20 protein-coding genes and 1 riboswitch are annotated in these 23,556 nt (G+C 53.4%); of the genes, 3 read left to right on the top strand and 17 right to left on the bottom strand.

What is annotated here, in order from left to right:
- Positions 1-290: 290 nt before the first annotated feature.
- The 10 genes from CPH80_RS04845 to CPH80_RS04800 form a co-directional block, all read right to left on the bottom strand.
- The gene (locus tag CPH80_RS04845) at positions 291-764 is read right to left on the bottom strand and encodes a hypothetical protein (protein ID WP_096275864.1); all 474 of its coding nucleotides are present in this window, start codon (positions 762-764) and stop codon (positions 291-293) included.
- Between the two features lie 133 nt (positions 765-897).
- Positions 898-1,284 carry a DUF302 domain-containing protein gene (locus CPH80_RS04840; protein ID WP_096275863.1) on the bottom strand — a complete coding sequence of 129 codons (387 nt, stop codon included), beginning with the start codon at positions 1,282-1,284 and terminating at the stop codon, positions 898-900.
- Between the two features lie 35 nt (positions 1,285-1,319).
- Positions 1,320-3,626 carry a heavy metal translocating P-type ATPase gene (locus tag CPH80_RS04835; protein WP_096275862.1) on the bottom strand — a complete coding sequence of 769 codons (2,307 nt, stop codon included), beginning with the start codon at positions 3,624-3,626 and terminating at the stop codon, positions 1,320-1,322.
- Positions 3,619-3,846, bottom strand: coding sequence for a hypothetical protein (locus tag CPH80_RS04830; RefSeq protein ID WP_096275861.1), 228 nt, complete (start codon positions 3,844-3,846; stop codon positions 3,619-3,621). The genes CPH80_RS04835 and CPH80_RS04830 overlap by 8 nt, the downstream gene beginning before the upstream one ends.
- A gap of 30 nt (positions 3,847-3,876) precedes the next feature.
- The gene (locus CPH80_RS04825; RefSeq protein ID WP_096275860.1) at positions 3,877-5,235 is read right to left on the bottom strand and encodes an APC family permease; all 1,359 of its coding nucleotides are present in this window, start codon (positions 5,233-5,235) and stop codon (positions 3,877-3,879) included.
- Between the two features lie 11 nt (positions 5,236-5,246).
- On the bottom strand, positions 5,247-5,600 hold the full coding sequence (locus CPH80_RS04820) for a hypothetical protein (protein WP_096275859.1): 354 nt from the start codon (positions 5,598-5,600) through the stop codon (positions 5,247-5,249).
- A 159-nt stretch (positions 5,601-5,759) separates the two neighbouring features.
- The gene (locus tag CPH80_RS04815) at positions 5,760-7,223 is read right to left on the bottom strand and encodes a malate:quinone oxidoreductase (RefSeq protein ID WP_096275858.1); all 1,464 of its coding nucleotides are present in this window, start codon (positions 7,221-7,223) and stop codon (positions 5,760-5,762) included.
- 111 nt (positions 7,224-7,334) lie between these two features.
- Positions 7,335-8,705 carry a sodium:solute symporter family transporter gene (locus tag CPH80_RS04810; RefSeq protein WP_096275857.1) on the bottom strand — a complete coding sequence of 457 codons (1,371 nt, stop codon included), beginning with the start codon at positions 8,703-8,705 and terminating at the stop codon, positions 7,335-7,337.
- Positions 8,695-8,796: riboswitch (TPP riboswitch) on the bottom strand. (Overlaps the previous gene by 11 nt.)
- A gap of 38 nt (positions 8,797-8,834) precedes the next feature.
- Positions 8,835-10,517 (bottom strand): protein adenylyltransferase SelO, encoded by a 1,683-nt coding sequence (locus CPH80_RS04805; RefSeq protein ID WP_096275856.1) that lies wholly within the window; start codon positions 10,515-10,517, stop codon positions 8,835-8,837.
- A 14-nt stretch (positions 10,518-10,531) separates the two neighbouring features.
- Positions 10,532-12,535, bottom strand: a complete 2,004-nt coding sequence (locus tag CPH80_RS04800) for a hypothetical protein (protein WP_096275855.1) — start codon at positions 12,533-12,535, stop codon at positions 10,532-10,534.
- A 211-nt stretch (positions 12,536-12,746) separates the two neighbouring features.
- Here CPH80_RS04800 and CPH80_RS04795 point away from each other — a divergent pair, with 211 nt between their 5' ends.
- Positions 12,747-14,054, top strand: coding sequence for a carboxylate--amine ligase (locus tag CPH80_RS04795; RefSeq protein ID WP_096275854.1), 1,308 nt, complete (start codon positions 12,747-12,749; stop codon positions 14,052-14,054).
- A gap of 97 nt (positions 14,055-14,151) precedes the next feature.
- Here the strand turns inward: CPH80_RS04795 and CPH80_RS04790 are convergent, their stop codons facing one another.
- The 5 genes from CPH80_RS04790 to CPH80_RS04770 all read right to left on the bottom strand — a co-directional run bounded on the left by CPH80_RS04790 (position 14,152) and on the right by CPH80_RS04770 (position 17,913).
- Positions 14,152-14,781 (bottom strand): LysE family translocator, encoded by a 630-nt coding sequence (locus tag CPH80_RS04790; protein ID WP_096281409.1) that lies wholly within the window; start codon positions 14,779-14,781, stop codon positions 14,152-14,154.
- 216 nt (positions 14,782-14,997) lie between these two features.
- Positions 14,998-16,128, bottom strand: a complete 1,131-nt coding sequence (locus tag CPH80_RS04785; RefSeq protein ID WP_096275853.1) for a metallophosphoesterase family protein — start codon at positions 16,126-16,128, stop codon at positions 14,998-15,000.
- A gap of 128 nt (positions 16,129-16,256) precedes the next feature.
- A complete protein-coding gene (locus CPH80_RS04780) occupies positions 16,257-16,634 on the bottom strand; it encodes a hypothetical protein (protein WP_096275852.1) in 378 nt (125 codons plus the stop codon).
- A gap of 89 nt (positions 16,635-16,723) precedes the next feature.
- Positions 16,724-17,341, bottom strand: coding sequence for an ATP-dependent zinc protease (locus CPH80_RS04775; protein WP_096275851.1), 618 nt, complete (start codon positions 17,339-17,341; stop codon positions 16,724-16,726).
- The gene (locus CPH80_RS04770; RefSeq protein ID WP_096275850.1) at positions 17,338-17,913 is read right to left on the bottom strand and encodes an ACP phosphodiesterase; all 576 of its coding nucleotides are present in this window, start codon (positions 17,911-17,913) and stop codon (positions 17,338-17,340) included. The genes CPH80_RS04775 and CPH80_RS04770 overlap by 4 nt, the downstream gene beginning before the upstream one ends.
- Positions 17,914-18,152: 239 nt before the next feature.
- On the opposite strand from CPH80_RS04770, the gene CPH80_RS04765 reads away from it, so the two are divergent.
- Positions 18,153-19,565, top strand: a complete 1,413-nt coding sequence (locus CPH80_RS04765; protein WP_096275849.1) for a TrkH family potassium uptake protein — start codon at positions 18,153-18,155, stop codon at positions 19,563-19,565.
- Between the two features lie 24 nt (positions 19,566-19,589).
- On the opposite strand, the gene CPH80_RS04760 is transcribed toward CPH80_RS04765, so the two are convergent.
- The gene (locus CPH80_RS04760; protein ID WP_096275848.1) at positions 19,590-20,249 is read right to left on the bottom strand and encodes an alpha/beta hydrolase; all 660 of its coding nucleotides are present in this window, start codon (positions 20,247-20,249) and stop codon (positions 19,590-19,592) included.
- A gap of 24 nt (positions 20,250-20,273) precedes the next feature.
- On the bottom strand, positions 20,274-21,479 hold the full coding sequence (locus CPH80_RS04755; RefSeq protein ID WP_096275847.1) for a 1-acyl-sn-glycerol-3-phosphate acyltransferase: 1,206 nt from the start codon (positions 21,477-21,479) through the stop codon (positions 20,274-20,276).
- A 187-nt stretch (positions 21,480-21,666) separates the two neighbouring features.
- Between CPH80_RS04755 and recQ the strand changes: the two genes are divergently transcribed.
- Positions 21,667-23,535, top strand: coding sequence for a DNA helicase RecQ (gene recQ, locus CPH80_RS04750; RefSeq protein WP_096275846.1), 1,869 nt, complete (start codon positions 21,667-21,669; stop codon positions 23,533-23,535).
- Positions 23,536-23,556 lie beyond the last annotated feature (21 nt).

Raw genomic sequence — 23,556 nt, 5'->3', positions numbered from 1 at the left:
CGCACAGATTGAGGACATCTGCGCACGCGTCGGGATTGAACCTGATGGTGAACAAGCCGATCGGTTTATCTCTGACGGCTGACAATAGCGGCGAATTTCCGGTGCGCACCATGTGTAATCTGCTTTAAGCATCGCAAGCGATCCATAAAGCCTAGAACATTCTATAATCGAAACCGGCGCCACAGCCATCTGGGCCGATTAAGCCCAGAGGCTTTCGAGACAGCTTCAGCGTGAGGCTTCGAAGTGTCCAGAAAGCTCGGGCATTCCAGATGATCGTCAATGTCAGAGAATTATTTCGAGCGGCCTTGCAACTCCTGCTGATGCTCCAGCATTTGCTCCATCATCAACTGCATCTGATCCATGCGTTTTTCCATAAACTGGAAGCGATCCTCCGGTTTAATTGCAGGTTGGGCCTGGCTGGGATTCCCCTGCATACCTTGATCATTCATCATTCCCTCGCCTTTCATCATTCCTTGGCCATCCATCATGCCCCGGTTGCCCATCATACCGTCCCGCATCATGCGCATCTGCTCTTGCATGCGCTCCATATGCTCCTGCATGAGCCCTTGATGGTCTTGTCCGGGATTTTGCCGCATCTGGCCGGTCATATTCTGCATGCGGGACATATTCTGCTGCATTTCCTGCGTTTGTTCTGAGGACATCATCATGCCACCGGACCTCTGCTGGTTACCTGAACCCTGCGCCCAGACAACCGGTGTGGCCATAATCAACGAGATTGCGATTACTTTGGTGAAACTCTTCATAGCGAAGCTCCTTAACGAGGTCGATTTGCGACATATCCAGTTAACTGCATCCACCTGAATCGGACCTGAATTTATGCTCAAATCAACCTCTCGATTGCTGTACATCAATTTCTTTGGCTGGTCGATTCAGCCGTCAGATTGCGTTGATAACTTCAGACAGCGTATCTCTCACCTCACCCGCAACCTGCTTGAGCTGCTCATTGTCGATTGCGCTCATGGATGAAACGGGATCAACCGCACTGACTTCAACACCCTCGGTTGTCTCGCGAAGAATAACGTTGCATGGCAACATTGCTCCTACCCGAGGTTCTACGCCGATCGCTTCCCAAGCCATGTCTGGATTACATGCCCCGAGAATTGTGTAGGCGAGCATATCCTTGTCCAGTTTCTTTTTCATGGTCGCCTTGACGTCTATTTCCGTCAAAATCCCAAAGCCCCGATCGGCAAGGGCCTTACGGGTTCGTTCGTCCACTTCAGCAAAATCGGCATCCTGAATAACGCGATCCATTGTATAAGACATACACATCTCCTTTTTCCGGGGGAGGCTCCATCAGCCTAGTCGTCTGATAGTTTCACTACCCTCAATCGTAGGGCATTCGTAATGACGCTTACCGAAGACAACGACATTGCCGCAGCCGCAATGATGGGCGACAGCAGGATGCCGGCAACTGGATACAAGACCCCCGCCGCAATCGGCACGCCAGCGGTGTTGTAAACAAACGCGAAAAACAGGTTCTGCCGGATATTGCGCATAGTTGCCTTTGACAACTTCCGTGCTTCAACAATACCCATCAGATCGCCGCGCAACAGCGTAATACCCGCGCTTTCAATGGCCACGTCCGTCCCGGTTCCCATGGCAATACCGACGTCTGCAGTGGCCAGGGCTGGTGCATCGTTCACACCATCGCCGGCCATAACCACAATGCGACCCTCATCCTTCAGACGCTGAATGATTTTGCCCTTGTCTTCCGGCAGTACTTCCGCTTCCACCTCATCAATATGGAGCTTGCGGGCCACGGCTTCGGCGGAGGTTCGGTTGTCTCCGGTCAGCATCACCACCCGAATCCCTTCCTTTTGCAGAGCCGTTATTGCCGCTGCCGTGGTCTCCTTGACCGGGTCCGCAATCGCTAGCAAACCACATATTTTTCCATCCACGGACGCAAAGATCACGGTAGCGCCGTCTTTTCTCAGCTGGTCCGCTTCTTCATCGAAGTCGGAGGTATCGACGCTTTCTGCCTCCATCAGCAACCGATTGCCAAGCAGAACCTTTTTTCCATCGATCTTGCCGGTGACGCCTTTACCGTTCGGGGAGTCGAAATCCTCAGCGTCCGGCAATTTCAACTCCATGGTTTTGGCTTTTTCGAGAATGGCATGAGCCAAAGGATGCTCACTGCCCTTTTCGAGACCACCGGCGTATCGCATCAGGTCATCATCGCTGAAACCGTTTGCCGGAACCAACCTCGTCACCTGAGGTTTGCCCTCGGTCAGGGTGCCGGTTTTATCCACCACCACAGTATCGACTTTCTCCATGCGCTCCAAAGCTTCCGCATCTCTGATCAGAACACCGCTCTGGGCGCCGCGTCCAACGCCGACCATGATGGACATGGGGGTTGCCAGACCGAGTGCGCAGGGGCAGGCAATGATCAACACACTGACCGCTGCAATAAGCCCGAACGCCATTGATGGTGGCGGCCCGAAAATGGACCAGACAATAAACGCAATAGCAGCGATGACGATGACCACAGGAACAAACCAGCCGGCAACTTTGTCCGCCAGGCCCTGAATCGGCGCACGACTACGTTGTGCGCTGGCCACCATCTGCACGATCTGCGACAGCATGGTGTCGCGCCCCACTTTGTCGGCGCGCATGATGAAGCTGCCCTGCTGATTGATGCTGCCACCAACCACCTGGTCGCCCGTCTTTTTGCTGACCGCCAAAGGCTCTCCGGTCACCATGGATTCATCCACATTCGAGCTACCTTCAAGGACTTCGCCATCCAATGGCACCTTGTCGCCGGGGCGAACCCGGAGGCGGTCGCCGACTTTTACCTGGTCGAGGGAAACATCGGACTCGTCGCCTTCATCGCCCAGCTTTCTCGCGGTTGCTGGTGCGAGATCGAGCAGGGCCTTGATGGCGCCGGAGGTCTTCTCCCGGGCCCGCAGTTCCAGTACCTGCCCGAGCAAAACCAGCACCACAATGACGGCAGCGGCCTCGAAATACACCGCAACCGAACCATCCGCCTGCCGGAAGGCATCCGGAAAGATTTGCGGCACCAAGGTAGCGACAAGGCTATAAATCAACGCGACGCCAGTGCCAATGGCAATCAATGTGAACATATTCAAGTTGCGGCTGAGGACTGATTTCCAGCCACGAACGAAGAATGGCGCGCCACACCAGACGACCACTGGCGTGGCCAGAATCAACTGAATCCAATTGGAGATTTGTGGCGACACAATCTGGTCAATCCCAAAAAAGTGACCACCCATTTCAAGCAAAAAAACAGGAAGCGCCAGGGCCAGACCGATCCAGAAACGACGAGTCATGTCAGTGAGTTCTTCGGAGGGTCCGTCATCAAGACTCACCTCCTCCGGCTCAAGCGCCATCCCACAAATAGGGCAATCGCCTGGCCCCTGCTGACGAATCTCCGGATGCATCGGGCAGGTGTACATGGTGCCGGGCGCTACCGGCTCTGCCGGTTCACTCTTGTCACCGAGGTACTTCTGTGGATCGCCTTCGAACTTCGACTGGCATCCGGACGAACAGAAATACCAGGTCTTGCCCGCATGCTTGCTGCGATGCTCTGCGGTATGGGGATCGACGGACATCCCGCACACGGGGTCTTTTACAGAATGCTCACCCATTTCGTGCTCCTGTCTTATCAGCGGGCCAGTTGGCAAAAGCGATGAAATACAACAACGCCAGATTGACCATCGGAACCAGCATCAGGAATCCCAGCCAGCCTGGATATCCCGCACGCTGACAGATTCGCCATACCGGTATAACGACTACAATCGCAATCACCAGCATCCACAGCCAATGCCCGGCCCACATGGTGTTCCCAAACATGTTCTCGTCCATCATGAGATTGCCCTTTCCCTTTTTTTGAAGATATTAATGGTGATGCGCGTGAGAATCTTCATCGTCCATCGCTTTTTTTCTTGCTGAAGATTTCAAAAAAATCTGTTCGCCAATCGCGATCACGATCATGGTGGCAATTGCTACACCAAGCACGAAGGGATCTGAACTCAGCTTTACCCAGACAAAACCACCCAGCACCATCAGATCCAGAACGATCGCCACAGATGGCACCCATATCGTCGCCTTCACATCCTCACGCAGGTAACGCAACACCCCCCAATGAATGGCGATATCCATAATCAGATAGAAGATAATCCCGAGCGCTGCAATCCGTGAAAGATCGAAAAAGGCGGTTAGAATCAGGCCCAGCACCACCGTGTAGACAAGTGTGTGTTTCTGAATGCTTCCGGACATGCCGAAGTGGCTGTGGGGGACCAGTTTCATTTCGGTCAGCATGGCCAACATGCGAGACACCGCAAATATGCTGGCAAGAATGCCACCCGCCGTTGCCATCATGGCAATGGCTACCGTGAACCACACACCATACTCGCCCAGCGCCGGGCGTGCGGCGGCCGCCAAGGAGTAATCCCGGCTCTCAATAATTTCGGCGAGGGAAAGATTGCTTGAAACGGCGAAACCAACCAAGGTGTAAATTACCACGCAGGCGGCAATTGAAATCACGATGGCGCGGCCAACATTGCGATGCGGGTCTTTAACTTCGGAGCCGCTGTTTGTAATCGTGGTAAAACCCTTAAACGCCAGTATGCCCAACGCCGTTGCGCCCAGGAAATTGCCAACGGCACCGGCCTCTCCCGTATTGGAAAAGTCGACGGCAAGGCTGTCGGCCAACCAGACACCGACCAGTCCAATAATCAGAATGCCGCCGATCTTTAACACACCAATGAAGGACGCCACCCCCTGAACCATCCGGTTGCCCAACAGGTTGATCACAAACGCTACCAAAATGAGTGACACCCCGAGAATGGGCACCATAAGCCCACTATCATCGCCGCCGAACAGCTGCATGGTGTAGGAGCCGAAGGTACGAGCCAGAAAGCTCTGGGCGATCACCATCGAGAAATACATGAGCAGGGCGTGGAAGGCTGTGGGTAAGCGATCGCCGTAAGCTTTATGCAGGTACATGCCAATACCGCCGGCTGACGGATAAGCATTGGAGATTTTGATGTAGGAATACGAACTAAAGGAAACGATCACCGCCGCAGCCAGAAACGCCAGCGGGAACAGCGCTCCTGTCATTTCGGCCATCTGCCCGGTAAGCGCAAAGATGCCGGCGCCGATCATGACGCCGGTGCCCAGCATAACTGTGCCGGATAACGTCAAACTGCCCTCTTTGTAGCGGGACTTCCTATCCTGCTCCTTGCTAACTCCCATGTAGCCTCCCGTTACTTTTTCATCGGTGGAATTTTTGAACAGCAGAAGGGATCAAGGTTGGCGTTGGCCCGAATGTTTTCATCACCGAATCGGTACCGCGCCAGTTTTTGACGCTCCCACCAGCCGCCTTCCAAATGACCGCCATTCGCCCCAACAAGCTCAATCAGAGCGTCGGTAGACCAATGGGTGGCGTCAAAAGTGGCAATCAACCGATTTTTCGATTTGCGCTCGGCAAAATCAACGCACGGATGATGGTTCAGCTCCTGAATCAAGTCCTCCCACTGGCTGTCGATCATTCCGTCAACAGTCAGTTTACGTCGAAGCAGAAATTGCGCCTGGTTTGTTGCTTTATGAGCATGGATCATGGCTTTGCACCTCTTAGCCAATTTGCAATGCCCCTATCACAACATCTCAACCTGAACTGATACTGAAAATCGGTGAGCAACGCCGGTTTTTAAATGGCTATTTGATATGAATCATAAATTGCGCCTGCGGGTCAGGACTATTGGCAGTGAAGGTCGAACTCATTGCGCCTTGGTCTGAGTTATCCCCAACTGCTTGTTAGCTGCATCGCGAATCTCCCGGTAACGATCAGGATTACTGATCAATGTATCCAGATCATCCTCAGGAAAAATCTCATTCTTCTTTTTCTTAGCTTCCTCTTTATAAAAGATAGACGGTATCAATTGTTCCAGACAGCGCAACATAACCTCAGGCGAAACCGACGCCCCGGGCGATGCCCCCAGTAAGGTCCCGTAAGTTTTGTCCTTGGACACAATGATTTCTGTGCCCATCTGCAAACCACGGTCTTTGATGATTTGCACTCGCTGGCCGGCTTGAATCGGTTTCCAGTCAAATCGTTTACTCAAGCCCGGAGCAAAGCTATCAAGCTCCTCGAACATGCTCTTTTCGCCTTTGAACGTCTCTGAAACCAGATATTTAACCAAGGGGAAATTCTCTAAGGCTACATTCAGCAAACCCGGGATGTCGTGCGGCCGAATGGATCTGAGGTAATCAAAAAACCCACGGCCTCTCTCAAGCAGAGGTTTGAATGAGGCGAAAGGACCAAACAATAAGTAATGCTTACCGTCAACCACCCGCAAATCCAGATGCGGCACGGACATGGGAGGCGCGCCCACTTTCGCTTTGCCATAGGTTTTAGCCTGGTAATACCCGGCCTGCTCTTCACTGATCGGCGCCCGAAGAAAGCGCCCACCCACAGGAAAGCCGGTGAAGCGGTTTCGAAACGGCAAGTGGCTTTTTTTCAGAAGGGGAAATGCGCCCCCACCGGCACCGACAAAAAGCACATCCGCTTTGTACTGAACCGGTTTCCCTTTGCATTCAGCCTCGATAACCCACCGCTCGGTCGGGCTCCTGTGCACGCGCTTAACGTGGGTGCCATACTCAAACTTTACACCCAAGTCCTGCATTGCGTGGGCCGCCATTTGCTCCGTTAACGCACCAAAATTAACATCCGTACCTGTCTCAATGACGGTAGCCGCCATTTTTTCATGGCGTGGGCGCTCGTCCATGGTGTAAGGAATCCAGCTCTTGATTTCATCAAAGTCTTCGGAGTACCGCATGTGCTCAAAAAAATGATGAGCCGACATTTCCTTGAACCGTAATCGCAGTTCTTCAATAGCGGATTCGGAAACAATGGTGCAATGCTTGGTTTGATTAATAAACGTTTTAGGGTCTTTGATGGCCCCTTTTTCGATCAAATATGCCCAAAACTGCTTGGCAACATTGAACTGGGCATGAATCTTATAAGCTTTTTCAATCGAAATGGCCTCTCCATCCACTGGAGTATAATTAAGCTCACAGTTAGCTTCATGTCCCGTACCGGCGTTCCAGAATGGAGAGGAGTTTCCTCCGCCGGCACTGTCCAGTCTCTCTAAAATGGTGATATCCAGATCCGGTGCTATCTCTTTTGCCAAGGTGGCAAAAGTGGTTCCCATAATCCCCGCGCCTATAATGACTACGTTCATAAAGTCTACTCGCTCGCGTCAAGTTTTTAGACATTCGTCAAAATGGCAGTGTCACCATATTTGCACTCATAGACTACGCCCACATAGGGCGGGAAGGAACGGTCAATCAGGTCAGCAGCTCCTTGGTGTCATCAAAGCCACTGCGACGCTGACAACAGCGGAGGCGCATAACGCCCCCAGGAAAGGCACCAGTGTGGGAATGCCGCCGGGGAAGCTGGCGGCTTCAAAACCGGCCATTACGCTGCCAGTGCTCACGGCACCGGGCAGCACCGCGCCCACAATTCCTGCCATCGCACCGGCAACGGCGGCCGATGTTGTCATCCGCGACCAGAGCCCCAGAAATACCGGAATAACCGAGGTTGCGCACAACAGGTCCGCGATCAGGAATAGCCGGAGCACCGAGTAACCCTGCAAGGCAACCAGCACGACCGGAACCATCAACAAGCAGGTAATCCAGCGGGCGGATGTCAGTGAAAGGCCCTTCTTTTCTGTAACGGCCATTGAAGCCAGAGCGTTCTGGAGGGTATCCACCGACGACGCTACCAGACAGAGCGCCAGTACCAGCGCGACAATCCCGAGCCAGGCCGGTGCCTGTGTCAGCAAGGCAAAGAACGGGATCGGCGGAGTGCCGATATCGTCCAGGCTCAGTGATGCCGCAATACCCAGTGCGCCAACCAGCCCAACTACCAGTACGGTAATACCGCCACCCAGAATGGCCCCCCGGCCCAGCGCGCCATCATCCTCGGCTGCCCAGAGTCTTTGCCAGTAGCCCTGATGGAATAAATTAGCGGCGGTTACGGCAATCACCAGCGTCAGCGCAACGCTCAGTGAGGCGGACAACGGAATATCGGGCAGTTTGGCCGTATCGAGTGCATTCGGCAGTTGCGGCAAGGCCACGACGGCTACGACGATTAGCAGCGCCAGCAACAGCAATGCCTGCCAGCGGTCGGTTTCAAGACTGGCCCGCAGACCGCCCCATGCGGTGTAGATCAGCGTGGTCACGGCGACAGCGACAATAGCGATACTACCGTCAAGCTCGGACAACAGATTGGTGATGGCACCGATTGCGGTCAGTTCCGCAGTCAGGAAACACAGCATGTAGAGTACGGAGATAGTCGTTACCCAGCGGCGTACGCCGTTGCCGTAACAGGCCTGGGCAAACTCGCCAATGCTGCGCCCTTCTGGCAAGTATCGACGAATCGCGGGGCCACAGAAGGCGAATACAATAAACGGCAGCGCAGCACCGACAGCATAACCTGCAAGTGCGACTGGCCCGACCAGAGCGCCAACTTCCGGTGGCGCAAACAGAATCCAGGCGCCCATGCCCGAGGCACAAAAAGACAGGCCAATGGCCTGGGCACCCTGGCTGTTACGGGCGGTGATATAGTCATCAAGACCGCCGTCAGCTAAACGGGCTCGCAGACCCAGCCAGGCAAACAGAATGAGGGCGCCTGAAAGCGCCAGAGAAGCAGGTACTAACATGTCGCACTTCCTCCGCCGGTATTAACCGGATCAGGTTCCAGGGTTTAGCATTCTCAGTCCTGCTGTGGGCAGGACTCCCCTGGCGACGTAAATGGGATTGTTCTGGTGCGGGCGCTATTAGCGCGCGTATCACGACGAGCAGCTATAATGCGACGATCCACCGACCTCAAAGAACTCCGACGGCTTCAGCCTATAGTACTGCTCCTCCACGGTCTTCGATTGCTCGGCGTATGGCTGCGTCATGACTTCCTGCAGCTCTCGAATTAAAGAATAGTTCCCCCCAGCCGCCTGTTGATACGCAGGCACAACAAACCACTCCCGCAAACTGTATTTTGGATTGACGAGCTTCATCTGTCGAGAAAGCTCCTCACGAGAGCGCGGTCGAGTGAGCGATTTCCATTTTGTGAGCCACTCAGACCAGCGCTTGTCCATGCCTTCTGGGTCTGTATCGTACGTCGAGCCCTCGTAGAAGCTCGTTTTGAGTAAGCCAATATCGTCAGGCACCCTCGAGAGCTCGCGGAAGAAAATGGTGTAATCAACAGACGTTTGCTCCATCAGCGTTGCGAGCTCGCTGAACAGCGCCGGGTGAAAAGCATCAAGCCCAAGTTTGGCAGCCCACATCTTCTCCATTTGCGTTTGCATCACCTTTGGAAAATCACTTTGAATCTCGTCGAGCTGTTGCAAGCAATCCTGATGCGACGTCAGCAACGGCCGCAGCGCTGAACAAAACATGTGGAAGTTGCGCTTTGCTGCCTCTGGTTGATTCAGGAACGCGAAATGATGTCCGCCACCGGTCCATGGCTGGTAATGCGGATCAAACACATCGCAAAATCCGAATGGCCCGTAGTCGAGTGTGAAGCCGCCGGCGGCACAGTTGTCGCTGTTGAAGTTGCCTTGGCAGTAGCCAACGCGGATCCAGTTCGCCACAAGCGACGTGAGTCGGCCGAGGAACTCGCGGGCAAGCAACACCACTTTTTCGGCGGTGGCTAGTGTCTGGTCGATTGCGTCTGCGTACTCACGATCGATCAAGTGTAACACAATCTTCTCGAGCTCCTCCATCGCGTGCGGGTGTTCCTTCTTGCGGGCGCGACGACTGAAGAGCTCAAGTTGGCCAACCCGAAGGAACGACGGTGCGACGCGCGTTGAGATGGCGACTGGCTCAGATATAAGTATGTCTGGATCCTTCGAATGTGAGCCCTGTGAGTACCACGGCCGCCTGACCTTCTCCGTTTTCGAGACGTACAAGCTTAGGGAACGTGACGTTGGCACCCCGAGTGCGTGCATGTGCTCCTGTGCCAGAAACTCCCGGACACTCGAGCGTAGAACGGCCCGACCGTCGGCCCCACGGCAGTATGGCGTCCGGCCACCGCCTTTTAATTGCATTTCCCAGCGTCGACCACTGATGACGGCCTCTAGCACTGAAATTGCGCGCCCGTCGCCGTATCCGTTGCCGGTTTGGAACGGACATTGCTGGTTGTATTCGGTTCCGTAGATAGACAGTGCGTAGCCACACGCCCAACCGACCTTACGCATCGGCTCTGGAACGCCCGTAAGGTCGCCGGAGAACACACGTACGAAGTCAGCCGACTGCGCCATGCTGTCGGCAAAGCCCAGTTCGCGAAATAAGTCTTTGCTATGGGCGACGTACTCCGGGTTTTCGATTGGCGTGGGATTAACGGGAACATAGTGACCCGTGAACACTTGTCGCGGTTCATGGTCGCGCCCGTTTGCTTTCGCGTCAGGGTCGCAGTTGAGAGAATCCATGAGCGAATAGTTTGCCAACTTTGCGAGATCATCGAGGGTCGCGACCATAGCGGGTGGGACTCCTAATGCGTGGGTTTGATTATGTTTTCTGCGCCTTTCTCATAGCTCGCGGCCCAACTGTCGCGGCCGAGTTCTGTGGCGCATGCAACGTCTGCTTCGGGAACCATCGACATGTCTCCCAGTTCTCTCGCGTCGTAATGAAATACGCACAAGCGTGAAGCAAATTCAGCGAACGGTAGCGACGCTTCGCCGTAGCGTTCTCCATTACTCTGGGTCGAGCAATTAATACCCTGGCCCCAATCCTGGCCGCTGTCGTTGTTGGGATTGAAAAAATAGATGCGTATTTCGCCATGTCGATCAAGGTTCACCCGGATGATGGTTATGGCATGGCGTCCAACTAGGCGCCCTCCACTGTCGGTAACTGCGATGCCGGCTGGTTGTGGATGGATAACCGGTATGTTGCCATTGTAATATGGGTGATAGCAGGCATAAAAGTGGCGTATAAAGTACTGATAGTCGTGGATTTTCCCTGTCTCCCGGCTTATGACACTAAGAAACCCATGCCCTACCCACCAGCCATACATTTCAGGGTTTATCCAGCGGTGCAGGTCGTCGTCCCGCACGCCGCACAAGCGCCCCATCTCGCCATAAATCCGATCAAGGTGGGGCACCAGAACCAGTGAAACCGGGTCCACATCTGTTGGAGGTTCTTTCGCAAGGCCGGCTTCCAGGTGTTGAGAGGTTATTTGGTGACCCTCGAAACGCATAACGACATCATCATCACGGGCGGCCCAGGCCACCAACTGCAACAGATAATCAGCGTTGTTGAAGGCCCACATTGAAAGGCCGATAACCGACTGACACGTCGGGTTGTTACCCTGGCCAACACCCAAAGGTTGCCCTAGCAGGCTCAATACACCGGCGAGTAAATACACCCGCGGAGGGTGTGCATTGCCGAAAACTTCGCTCAGTTGTTCAGATGCCGCCGAGCACAGCTTCATTTCGACGTGCCGCCATAAGCCCGAAGCCACTGGTGGGGTGAATAGAGAGCCGCGTTCAAGAAGCATGGCCAGCCCGTATACAGCCTGACTGGTTTCCGGGTGTACAACTTCGTCTATCAGTTTGAGGACAATCTGGCGGTAGCATTGAAGGGCGTCGTTGCCGGTGATGCTCAGGCCCAGTGCCAAAGGTATCAGATGATCCCAGTGAGCGAGCAGGTGTCGTAACAACATGGGATGGTAGGGAGAAACCATGCCCGTTTCGTGCATTGCACTGGCAAAGCCCTGGGCCTCTTTAGATAGCGCGAGTTCGTCCATGGCCGCCAGGCGCTCGCTATAGACTGCAAAGCCCGGGTCATCGCGGCAGCCTGCAGCTGGGCCGAATAAAGCGCTCACAAGGCGCGCTGCTTTATCCATACCCGACGTCTCTATTGCCGGATCAAACAGACATTTGGCAATTTGGCTGACCATCTGCTTAATGCTGTCTGTTTGTATTGGTCGCTGGGCCAGCAAACGGCGCACTTCATCCACCAAGCTGTCGAGAATACTCTCGTAGCCCAGCCTGCTGAGCAGATACTGATAGAGCGAGTTGACGATTTGTCCTAGCCCCTGTGGCCGCTCCCGATCCGCTTCGCTCATCTGGCCTGACAGCAGATCCAGATTCAATGCCGTCACCTGAGTCAAAAACCGCTTGGCCTGCTCTGCTGAAATTCCGGGATGGCGAAAATCACCCATAGCTACAGCAAGCAGCCTAAGCTCACTCAGGGCTTCGATGGCCGTGAAGTCTGGCGCACCCTGGCGTAACGTGCGCACGGCGAGCGCGGGCCTCAGGATAGCGGGTTGGCCCCAATCACCGTTGGTAAATATGCCCTTGGCCTCCATTGCCGGTACTCGGGCGTACAGCGCGTCCAGCCCGCCCGGAGCTTCCATAACGAGGAGTGCTGCGTCCAGTACTTCCCTGTTAGACGCCATGGGAGCGGTCTTTCGGGCAAGCGCAAGCTGTTCCAGCGCCCCGTCAAAGGTTGCAAGCAAAACATTAGTATCTGATTCAGAACTGGAAATAGTCACAATAATGTCCTTGCCTAAGCAATTGGCTGCTTCGAATCGCCCAAAGATGCTCTTAAGGCGTTTCGGAAGCAAACTATTCTGAGACTTTTGTTTCCAATTGTAACCACGACGACTATATTGAGGTAAACGTCGGAGCCAAATCACCCAATTTATCGGGTGTGTTTAAATATCCACGCCGTTTGTCTGTGCTAATCAGTAAGGAGAACCACGAATGTCGATAACACCAGAAACTCAATTACGCAAAGAAGTAGCAGCTTGGCTCGATCCCAACATGGACTCAGTCAAAGGAACCGAGACTCCCAAGGATCCGAACAAAGGCTACATCGCCCTGCTTGGCTGGAGCGTCAATGCGATCAAGGCGGCACAAAAGTTTGACCGCCGCTATATAGTGGTTGCCCCCGAGTGGGCTGCTGATTTCTGTACTGCAAACAAGATACCTTTCATCCCATGGGATTTTCTCCGTCTGAACGATCGGTCCCTGGAGATTGCAAAAAGGCTTAAGGCGGAAGGTGTTGATGTGGCGATACCGCTGTTCGAGGAAACCGTCGAGTGGTCGGGGGCGATCAACTCTGTCCTCCTCGATAGCCCTCGTATGTTCGGGCAGTCTATTCTGTTCCGCGACAAGGCTCTGATGAAGCGCCGTGCACAGCTTGGCGGAATTCGTGTGGGTATCTTCGAGGAAGCGCACGAGAAAGAAGACATCGTGCGCTTTATGAAGCGAGTCAACCAGACGCTGCTCAAGCTGGATGGTGACCCGGACGACCCGATACACGTTAAAGCATTCGACAAGGCCGGTTGCCTTGGCCACCGAATGATCCGAAAAGTAGAAGAAATCGACAACATTCCGGCGGAAGAATATCCGCTACTGATGGAAAGTCACCTAGATGGCTGGGAGTTTGCCGTTGAGGCGTGGATCCACGATGGTAAAATCCAGTTTCTCAATATTTCCGAATATGTAACCTTGGGCTATTCGGTATTTGTACCCGCTACCGCGCAACTCGAGAGCTGGCGCAACGCGATCACCAAGCAGATCGAGTTGTTGATCAAAACGTTCGAGATAAAATTCGGTTTGATTCATCCCGAGTACTTCGTCACTGCAGATGGTGAGATGTACTTTGGCGAGGTTGCGTATCGCCCGCCCGGATTCAAAGCGTTCGAGCTTATAGAGAGAGCTTACGGGTTCAGCGCATACCAGGCCTCAATGTTGGTGTTTGATCCGAAGAGCACGAAAGAGGAAGTGGCTGCCTTCTTCCCACGGGAAGTGGTTGATGCGAAATGCTACGCAGGTTGCTTTGGCGTGTACCCAAGACGTCGTGTGGTCAGCAAGCTGGAAATGCCCAGTGAAACCGTTGATCACCCTTACTTTGAGTCTCACGAATTGGTCGCGCCGACAGAAGAGACGGTTCCTGACCGGGCAGCTTTCGGCACTCATTGGGGCCTGATCTTCTTCTTTGGTGACGACCCCATCAAGATGCGGGATCTGTTGAAAGCCCAGGAAGAGCTGGATTTCTATGTTTAACGATTTGGTCCACTGCGCCTGATTATCACTTTATACTGGCCCAGCACCCCCGTGCTGGGCTTTATTACAACTACTCTTTAAACGCCTCACCGTCTGCCTAGCCAAACGCTAACCAAGCACCCACCAGTACCATCAAACTGCCAGAAACCCGATTGGCCAACCGAACACTGCCACCTTTGCTTAGCGCCCGGCGTAGTGTGCGTCCGCCATGGGCGTATAACTGCAGACACAAAAACTCCAAGGTGAGAATAATCAATACCAATGCCGCCAGTTGCGGTGTCATCGGCAGGGTGCTATCAATAAACGGTGGTAGTAGCACAACAAAAAATGCCCAACCTTTCGGATTGGCTATGGCTGTGACAAACCCCTGGGCTGCCAATTCCCAGCGTGACGCCGTAACCGGCTCTGCATCCGCTTCGGGCATAGCCATCTTGCCTCGAGAGCGCCACATCTGAATTCCTAACCAAGCCAGGTAAGCGCCACCGGCGTACTTGAAGAGCTCAAATGCGGTCGGATACTGCAGCATAAACGTAGCTACGCCCACGGCGGAGGTGGCTGCCACAATCCCCACCCCTAATAGCTCCCCTGCCATCATCCACATCGCGCGACGCACACCGATAGTAATGCCCAAAGACAGTGCCAGCGTCATGCACATGCCGGGGGTAATAGACACGACAAAAAAGGTCGGAATAAAGGCGGATAACAAAGAAATATTCAAAAAAGACACGTGAAGGATACCCATTAAAAATTAGGCGAGTGGCAGTGAATCATTGCAGATGGATGCTGGCGACGCTAGTGAATCAATAATATTGTGTAGCTACCTCAGAAGATGAGGCCGTGTTTATTGACTTGGATCTCTGATTCTCATACCGAACTGTAGAGTTGCCGCTGCGCCTCGCGCAGCGGCCCGTTAAGATGGGCGCAAATAGTCCAACAAGGACTATCAGCGCTTAACCGTCACACTCACCACCTTGCTGTACTGCCGATAATCGAATTCGCCGGTAACGTCCCCTGCTTCGTTCATCAGCGGAAAGACATAGCGCGGGGTCATCACTACCTCGTAGTCGTAATCACCCATGGGGCGCACGTCCACCTCAACAAAACCGTAGTGCTTGCCACCGTCGATAAGCTGGTTCCCACTCCATATTTCAGGTGCATCACTGTGAGCACTCCAGTGTGTTGCCTGGGCCTCGGCTGGCAGCAGGTCAAAGGGAACGTAGGTTGTCGTTGGCGGGTAGCCCGAGCCACGCAGGCCGTCGCCGGAAAATCCAACATCCCAGTAGTGCACGCCATTCATTTCTACGTATTCGAGCAGTTCATCATGCCCTGAAAGTACCGCCGTTACGGCATACCGTTCGAACAGGTCTCGATAGATTCGCATGGGCATGCCAGACTGATTGTCTTCGCCATTGGCAATGCCAGCAGAGCCTGGGGTCATGCTGTGAACACCGGTGCCAAAGGCAGTATGGTGAAATTGCACAAAGATGATTTGTCCCGTGGCCTGAGCGTTGGCCAGTTCCCGCACTGCCCAATTCCACTGTTCACTACCTTTGTTAAAATCCGGAATTCTGGATTCTGTCCCGTTAATCATCAGATTGGTGTCTTTTGACGGATCGCTGTCATCACCGTTTGATGAGTCCAGTATAATCAGGGTCACCGGGCCGTAATCAGCACGGTAATAACGCTTTTCATAGCGCTCATCGGTTCCAAAATTTCGGGGCAGCTCCCAATAGGTATTCCATTTGTCATAGGAAAGCATGGATGCGGCGGCGTTGTAGCCGGGGCTTTCCGGGTGCCAATAGTTCTCATGGTTGCCCAGCGCCGGGAAGATAGGCGTTGTGGAGGCTAAGGTGCTCCACTCACCTGCGGTATGGCGCCAGAATTCGTCCCAGTCGAGCTGGCGCCCGCCCTTTTCAACCAGATCGCCCGCGATTACCAAAAAGTCAGGGTTACGTTCCGTTGCGTATTGAATATTGGCTTTAAAGCCTGTGGTCTGGTCGACCGGATACTGCCGGGTGTAAGTTGAAGGATCTGTGCCCAGCTTGCCGCCATCAGCCATCAGCCGTAAGCCCATTAGCCGTCCAGCGAACCGTTTTTTGGGTGGACTCGGGTTCTGTTTCCATATCAGACATAGTGATGAAGCGAACCGGTGTGCGGCTGCCCGTTACTGCGGCCGTTTTAAATTCTGAGGTGAAGTCGGCGTCAGCCCCAGGCTGAATGACCGTGTATGGGTAGGGTGTTACCGTAGTTTTTATCGCCGTGGATGTAGTCTACTTCAGAGGCACCATAACTCAGGTGCTCAGCCAGTACCGGGCGAGAATCGAATGAGCCAATCCCCTCTACCTCGATGCTGCCAGACACATCGGTGTCAGTAAACCAAACAACGGTTGTGCCGGTTGCGGATGGGTTTTGCAGATAAGGCAAAACCCGAAAACGGGTGGCTTGCGCTTCAACCAGTGGTGGGACTACTTCCGGGTTACCCGCCGTCGTGCCATTGCCTGACGAGCCGGAGTCATTAAAGCATGCTGCCAGCGGCAAAACGCTGGCAGCAACCATGGACACAAAAAACAAGCGCTTCATATAAACCTTTCCCATTGAGTGTGATCGTGGAAAAGAGTCTAAGTTTTTATTATTTCAGGAATATTAAAGCTTTAGTCTCGATAACGTTTTCAGGTTGTTTCATCGCCCGTAACAATTTTTGCCTGCTGCTTGTCTACAAGCTCTTCCAAGCTCATGTACTCACACTCTTTGCTGGCAATAAAGCTGTCGGCAGAGTCGATCAATATGTTGTCGTCCCTCATAAACCGACGCCCGAGTAGAACTGGGTATGAGAAATTGCCGCGATCCGTCAGTGAAAACTGGGTTTCATGGCGAATGCCAGAAATACAAAAATCCATCATCACAACGTAGCGTCTTTGGGATGGCGCGCCTTTGCGTTTTATAAGTACGGTGCGCTCAACTGGCAGCTCCAGTTCTAGAATGATCTCTTCATGGTTAATATCACCTTCGGCAGGGTGATCCTTGTGATCTGCTAATGGAATCTGGAATTTCACCCATTTCTGATCGTCTTGCTTGAACTCTTCCACATTCACTGCGTGTAGCGATGAGGTTTTTGCACCGGTATCCAGCCGAGCTTTAAGCCTAAGACCGGTGTCGTGCATTACCACCCACTCTACAAACCCGAGAGTCTCGGGAACCGTCGCTTCGCTTTTTGACGTTGTGTCTGCCAAGGCTGCGGTCGGGATAATAAGCGCCGTAGCGAGTGAAAAGGGGATCAGAAATCTCATTCAATTCCTCCTGCAAATGACTGTAAATCTGGGAAAAATGATAAAAATCGTTCTTCAAGCTCTGAATGCAGCGGCCGGATCTCGTGAATGATTCCGGCAAACGCATTTTGGAAGCGGATGCGCTCTGTCACCCTGTCCAGGGCATAACCTATGTTGTCGAGATCGCGATAGGATCCAAACCAGTCGTGGGACACCATATGGCGGGTGGTCCTGCTCATGCCGGGCGACATCAGGTTTTCGTTATCCTGAAGCTGTGCATACACGGTGCGTATAAAGGTGTTTTGGTCGGCATCGGTAAATTTGGCCCAATGGCGTAAGAGAAAGTAGTCGTAAAGAACATCCAGAGCTACTCCTGCAAACCTGCGTCGCTGTGTGGAAAAAAGCCGCTTACTGGCCAGCACATCGGGGTGTTTATCGGTAAAGCTGTCCACGGCGAGGTGATGGCGAACGCCCAGCCTTACAGCATATGGGAGTGCCGCTACGTCCACGCCCCGGGTGAAATCCCCAAGAACGCTGCCCACCCGCGCCTCTGGCGAGTCTGGGGCAAGAAAAAGATGGGCGAGGTGGTTCAAAGTTGGCTTCCTGGGGCGGTCGTGTGACTGTCAGTTATTGAGGTTGCATTAATCTGCTCTGCTTTTCTATATCCAGAACTGATTACTGACGGCGTTTTAATACCTAGGTAATCAACCCGCAAGCCGCGAGTTACCTTGCGGATGAGTTTCCCCACAGGTATTCTGACGCCCTCTCTCGGTTCAGCTAGCTCGGGCATCCATTGAGAAACCTCTATCCTGTAATTTTTATTGTAAGCATCATGTTTGTGCTGTTAAGCATATTCATGACACTACCGATATTTCTCCTGATCGGCTCGGGCGCGCCCAATGCGGTGTCGTTTGTGGAATCTGCTGCCATCGTCTTCGGCATTGGTATGCTGGGCATTGCTTCCACGTACCGAAAGCCCCGTGATTTGAAACCACGGTATATGTTCGTACTTACCGTCTCGTCCTGGTTCATCATCGCGCTGCTCTCTGCGCTTCCTTTTTACCTCAGTGATGATGGTATTTCTGCCACGGACGCTTTTTTTGAAGGTGCTTCAGGCATAACCACCACAGGCGCAACGGTGTTCAGTGGCCTGGACACCATGGATAGAGACCTTCTGCTCTGGCGCTCAATCCTGCAGTGGATAGGCGGCATCGGCATAATTGGCATGTTCGTAGCCGTACTTCCGTTTCTCCGTGTTGGTGGTATGCGGTTGTTTGCCACAGAGTCCTCAGAATGGACGGACAAAGCGCTTCCCCGGATGAAATCACTGAGCCGTGGGCTGCTCCTTGTTTACCTTATTTTTTCCACCACAGCGGTCGTCACTTATTGGCTGTCGGGTATGACGCTGTTTGATGCCTTCAACCATGGGTTAACGAGTATCGCAACGGGTGGGTTTTCCACCTCGGACCAAAGCATGGGCCAGTTCAATGATCTGATTCTGGTAGAAGCTTCGTTTTTCATGATGCTTGGCAGTTTGCCGTTCTTTCTCTTTGTAAGGGAGCTTCATGGCCAGCGTGGTGTGCTTTTCAAGGATCAGCAGGTCAGGCTGTTTCTTACCATACTGCTTGTTGTGCCAGCGCTTCTCGCGCTTTACAGGTGGGCAGTGTCTCCGGTGCCTTTCGACCCGATTCACAACTACATAGCCACGTTATTTAACGTTACGTCTGTGGTGACAACGACTGGTTACGCGTCAGAGGATTATTCGGCCTGGGGCCCATTGGCGTTTGTGCTGTTTTTCTTTCTGATGTTTATTGGCGGGTGTTCTGGCTCAACGTCCGGGGGCATGAAGATTTTCCGTTTTCAGCTTTCACTGATCATACTACGTGAGCAATTGATCCGTTTATTGCACCCACGCGCCGTGCTAACCCGTAACTACAACGGTCGGGCGGTTAGTGACGACATTATTGCGTCGATGATCGCCTACACCTTTATCTTTCTGCTGTGTTTGTTTCTGATTACCGTGTCGCTTGCCGCTATGCAGCTCGACTTTGTCACGTCTTTATCTGGCGCACTTACCGCGCTTACCAACGTAGGCCCAGGCCTGGGTGACATCATCGGTCCCGCGGGGAACTTCGGCCCCCTGCCAGATCCCGCTAAGTGGATTTTGGCCGTGGGCATGCTGATGGGGCGTTTGGAGATTTTGAGCGTGGTGATCGTGTTTTCACCGGCATTCTGGCGTAGCTGAATGCCGGTGTGTTTTCATTGATGCTTATAGAGCGTGCTTGCGGATAAAGCGCCCGATCTCCTGAATTTCCTCAAGGCACACGCTGTGCTCCATGGGGAATGTCATATAGGCTGGCTCGTAGCCCATTCCCTTGAGTGCTTCCACGCTTCGAACACCAAGTGCTTCCGGAACCATGGGGTCAGCTGTTCCGTGGTACACGTTGATGGGGATACCTGCGTTTGCTTCTGAAGGCTGCACCGTTTTCGCCGTGGCGAAGTAGGTGGATAGTGCCAGAATGCCCGCCAGTCGCTTCGGGTATGTTAAACCAAGTTCGTAAGCAACCGCCCCACCCTGTGAAAACCCGGCAATAACGATGTTCGCGGCAGGAATGCCACGCTCGATTTCCCGGTCAACCAGTTTGCCCACGGCCCGAGACGAATCCATCAACTGGTCAGTGTCCACAACCCGATCGATATCCATCGCTTTTATGTCATACCAGGCAGGCATGCTCATGCCCCCGTTGATAGTTACCGGCAGATTAGGGGCGTGCGGGAATATAAAACGTACGGCAGCGTCGTCCGGTAAACCGAGCTCCGGCACTACGGGTTCAAAATCGTGGCCACTGGCACCGAGCCCATGCAGCCAGATGACGGCGGCTGTTGGGTTGGCTCGGGTTTCTAGCTCAATATACTGAAGATCCTGCACGCAGTACCTCGTTGTTGAAAAGAATTATTGTCCGGATTTCTCCGAAATGTTTAGACGGGCATTTGCATCCAACGCGGTTTGAACCGGGTTGGCATACATGTTCAATAGGTAGGGGCGACTAGCGGTATCACAAGCCTCCAACCTTTTGTCCATTTCTGAACGGGCGGCCCGCATGTCTTCTTCAGACCAGTTCCCGGCGGTTACAACGGAATCACGAACAGCGTCCAAATCCTTAACATCCTGGGAATGAAGCCCGCGACTCTCGTAGGCCACAAGGTTAGATGCGTGCAAGTGGTAATTGGCGTGTATTTCCCGATCAATTAACGCAGCAAGCTCTTTGGCGTTTTCCGGCGCATCTATGATGGGAGTGCCAAAGTGAACGTGCACATGGCCCTTGAACTCAGTCAGGCCTTTCATAATCTGTTCTGTGTCTTCACCTTCTGCTTTTTTATAGCTGCCGGCGCGGGCCTTGGTTTCCAGCTCGCGGGCTTTGTCGCCGTCGCAGGGGTCGTATTCGTAGGATATGGACACAGGAACGATTCGGAGCTTGTTCATTGCCTCAGCAAAGCTCAGGCCGTCCTTCTTGCTGCTCATGTAAAACATCTTGATGATCGCCGGATCGGTAAAATCCAGACCATCTTTAGCACGCCCTTCCCGTTGGGCGATCCAGATATTCTCATTGCTAGCGATGCTGTGGTTAATAAAACCAGAAAGCGTGATGTAGGCGTCGCGCATTTCACGGGGGCTGGTCATATCACGGCGAACAATAAAACTTTTGTTCAACCGCATCATTTCAGCGAATACGCGGTTGGCCAGCAGGTTGTCGCCAATAGCGATCCGTGTGGTGCGCAAATCGTTTCGGAACAACAGATAGTTGATCACCATGGGATCAAACACTATGTCCCGATGGTTGGATATAAACAGGTAAGCGCCCTGCTTACTGAGATTTTCTAAGCCGCTGGTGGTCACACAGGTGGTGGTGCCTTCAATCAGATCACCGATATAGCCGGAAAGCGCTGTCTGTAGGTCGTCCACCTGTGTGAAATGGCCAAAGCGGCTTGCCAGCCAGCGACGCGTGAAAAACCGCAGAGGTGCTGGGGCCCAGCGAGCCAGTGCCGGCGACTTGAAGCGCCCGACCATGTCCAGAAATTCTTGGTCGTTGACCAACCGTTGAATTGCCGGGCCGGTTTCTTCGTCCGAATAGGGACGGATGGCGTCAAATTCCTGCATGGATGCCCTGTTCTTGTCTGTATCGATGATGATCAGCCGTGAAGCGGTAGTTTAAAGCCGCCGTATTGTACCGTTTCTTCCTTGGCTTTGCCTCCCAATAGACTGTCTGTTCGGCCATTCCTTGTGCTGAATCTGATATGATCCGCTACCAGATTTCACCTCCGCTTCGCGATTAACCGGTTATCCTATGTATCCCGACCAGGACTTTGAACAGCTTTCTGCAGAGCGACCCACTACTTCAGGCAGAAGCCCCGAGCAGGTTTTGCACGAGGTTTTCGGATATGAAACCTTCCGCCCGCTGCAGGGAGAGATTATCCGTGAATTAGTCTCCGGCGGTAATGCCCTGGTACTGATGCCTACTGGTGGAGGTAAATCCCTCTGTTATCAGGTCCCCGCCCTTGTTCGTTCCGGTACAGCCATTGTTATCTCGCCATTGATCGCGTTGATGCAAGATCAGGTTGCGGCACTTCGTGAGGTGGGTGTGCGGGCGGCATTCCTAAACTCCACTATGGATTTTGAACAGGCCCGCGCCACGGAATATGCGCTGAGTACAGGCGAATTGGATCTTCTCTATTGCGCACCAGAGCGGCTGATACAACCCCGTACTCTGGAGTTGCTACACGATGCGTCTATCTCGTTGTTTGCCATCGACGAAGCTCACTGCGTGTCCCAGTGGGGGCATGACTTTCGTTCCGATTACCTGCAGCTCGCAGTGCTGGCTAACGAATTCCCGGCAATTCCCCGGATTGCGCTAACGGCGACCGCCGACGAGCGCACCCGCAAGGAGATTGCCGAACGGCTCTCTCTCACCGAAGCACGGCATTTTATAAGCGGCTTTGATCGCCCGAATATTCAATACCGCATAGCGCCTAAAACGAATGCAAACAAGCAGTTGCTGGAATTTATTAAAGCGGAACATGAAGAAGATTGCGGCATCGTTTATTGCATGTCACGCAACAAAGTTGATGCCACAGCAAAGATGCTGGCGCAGAAAGGTTATACAGCACTGCCATACCACGCCGGGCTGCCCGCCAACGACCGAGCCCATAATCAAGAACGCTTTCTTAGGGAAGACGGGGTGATTATCGTAGCAACCATCGCCTTTGGCATGGGCATTGATAAGCCCGATGTGCGATTTGTCGCGCATCTTGATCTCCCCAAAAGTTTGGAAGCGTATTACCAGGAAACAGGCCGTGCCGGGCGTGATAGCAAACCCTCCACTGCTTGGATGGTTTATGGCCTGCAGGATGTGATTAAACTGCGGCAGATGCTGGAAACTTCCCAGGGTAACGACCACTTCAAGCGGGTAGAAAGGCAGAAGCTAGATGCCATGCTGGGCCTTTGTGAAGTTACAAAATGTCGCCGGCAAGTTCTGCTGAACTATTTTGGTGACGAACTTGAAACGCCCTGCGGTAACTGCGACACCTGCATTAACCCACCAGAAACCTGGGATGGCACGGTTGCCGTGCAAAAGGCGCTGTCTTGTGTGTATCGCACCGGGCAAAGATTCGGAGTTGCCTACCTTATTGATGTGTTGCGCGGCTCAGAAAATGCGCGAATCCAACAATCCGGGCACCATCAAGTTTCTACCTACGGCATTGGAACCGAACTGTCTGCCAGCGAATGGAAATCCGTTTTCCGGCAATTGGTGGCTAACGGCTACTTGCGGGCAGATCCGGAAGGCTACGGCGCCCTGCAACTGACAGACGAATGCCGGCCGTTGTTGAAAGGCGAAAATAAGGTGGAATTGCGCAAAGACCCCGTGGTTAAAAAATCAACAAGCCGCTCTTCCAGCGGAAGATCAGGCAGCGCTGTTAAAGACCAGGTTACGGACCACGTTGGTTGGGAGGCCCTTAGAGCCTGCCGTAAAGAACTGGCTGAAAAGCAGGGAGTGCCGCCCTACGTTATTTTCCACGACACTACCCTGTTTGACATGCTTGAGCGCAAGCCGCAAACCCTTGATGAACTTGCCGGCGTTAGCGGCGTGGGAGCCGCCAAGCTGGAAAAGTATGGCGCGATCTTTCTGGCCGCTGTTGCCGAACTGGCCCCAGCCTGAAGAGCGGCTTCCAGCTAACGG

Source organism: Marinobacter sp. LV10R510-11A, from assembly GCF_900215155.1.
GTDB lineage: Bacteria > Pseudomonadota > Gammaproteobacteria > Pseudomonadales > Oleiphilaceae > Marinobacter.
Note: the sequence above shows the minus strand (reverse complement) of the source record. Positions and strands in the feature narration are given on the sequence as shown.

Bases quoted from the DNA above. Each gene is read 5' to 3' on its own strand.
- CPH80_RS04845 (WP_096275864.1), bottom strand. From the start codon at position 764: ATGAAGAGTTTCACCAAAGTAATCGCAATCTCGTTGATTATGGCCACA.
- CPH80_RS04840 (WP_096275863.1), bottom strand. From the start codon at position 1,284: ATGTCTTATACAATGGATCGCGTTATTCAGGATGCCGATTTTGCTGAA.
- CPH80_RS04835 (WP_096275862.1), bottom strand. From the start codon at position 3,626: ATGGGTGAGCATTCTGTAAAAGACCCCGTGTGCGGGATGTCCGTCGAT.
- CPH80_RS04830 (WP_096275861.1), bottom strand. From the start codon at position 3,846: ATGATGGACGAGAACATGTTTGGGAACACCATGTGGGCCGGGCATTGG.
- CPH80_RS04825 (WP_096275860.1), bottom strand. From the start codon at position 5,235: ATGGGAGTTAGCAAGGAGCAGGATAGGAAGTCCCGCTACAAAGAGGGC.
- CPH80_RS04820 (WP_096275859.1), bottom strand. From the start codon at position 5,600: ATGATCCATGCTCATAAAGCAACAAACCAGGCGCAATTTCTGCTTCGA.
- CPH80_RS04815 (WP_096275858.1), bottom strand. From the start codon at position 7,223: ATGAACGTAGTCATTATAGGCGCGGGGATTATGGGAACCACTTTTGCC.
- CPH80_RS04810 (WP_096275857.1), bottom strand. From the start codon at position 8,705: ATGTTAGTACCTGCTTCTCTGGCGCTTTCAGGCGCCCTCATTCTGTTT.
- CPH80_RS04805 (WP_096275856.1), bottom strand. From the start codon at position 10,517: ATGGTCGCGACCCTCGATGATCTCGCAAAGTTGGCAAACTATTCGCTC.
- CPH80_RS04795 (WP_096275854.1), top strand. From the start codon at position 12,747: ATGTCGATAACACCAGAAACTCAATTACGCAAAGAAGTAGCAGCTTGG.
- CPH80_RS04785 (WP_096275853.1), bottom strand. From the start codon at position 16,128: ATGGGCTTACGGCTGATGGCTGATGGCGGCAAGCTGGGCACAGATCCT.
- CPH80_RS04780 (WP_096275852.1), bottom strand. From the start codon at position 16,634: ATGAAGCGCTTGTTTTTTGTGTCCATGGTTGCTGCCAGCGTTTTGCCG.
- CPH80_RS04775 (WP_096275851.1), bottom strand. From the start codon at position 17,341: ATGAGATTTCTGATCCCCTTTTCACTCGCTACGGCGCTTATTATCCCG.
- CPH80_RS04765 (WP_096275849.1), top strand. From the start codon at position 18,153: ATGTTTGTGCTGTTAAGCATATTCATGACACTACCGATATTTCTCCTG.
- CPH80_RS04755 (WP_096275847.1), bottom strand. From the start codon at position 21,479: ATGCAGGAATTTGACGCCATCCGTCCCTATTCGGACGAAGAAACCGGC.
- recQ (WP_096275846.1), top strand. From the start codon at position 21,667: ATGTATCCCGACCAGGACTTTGAACAGCTTTCTGCAGAGCGACCCACT.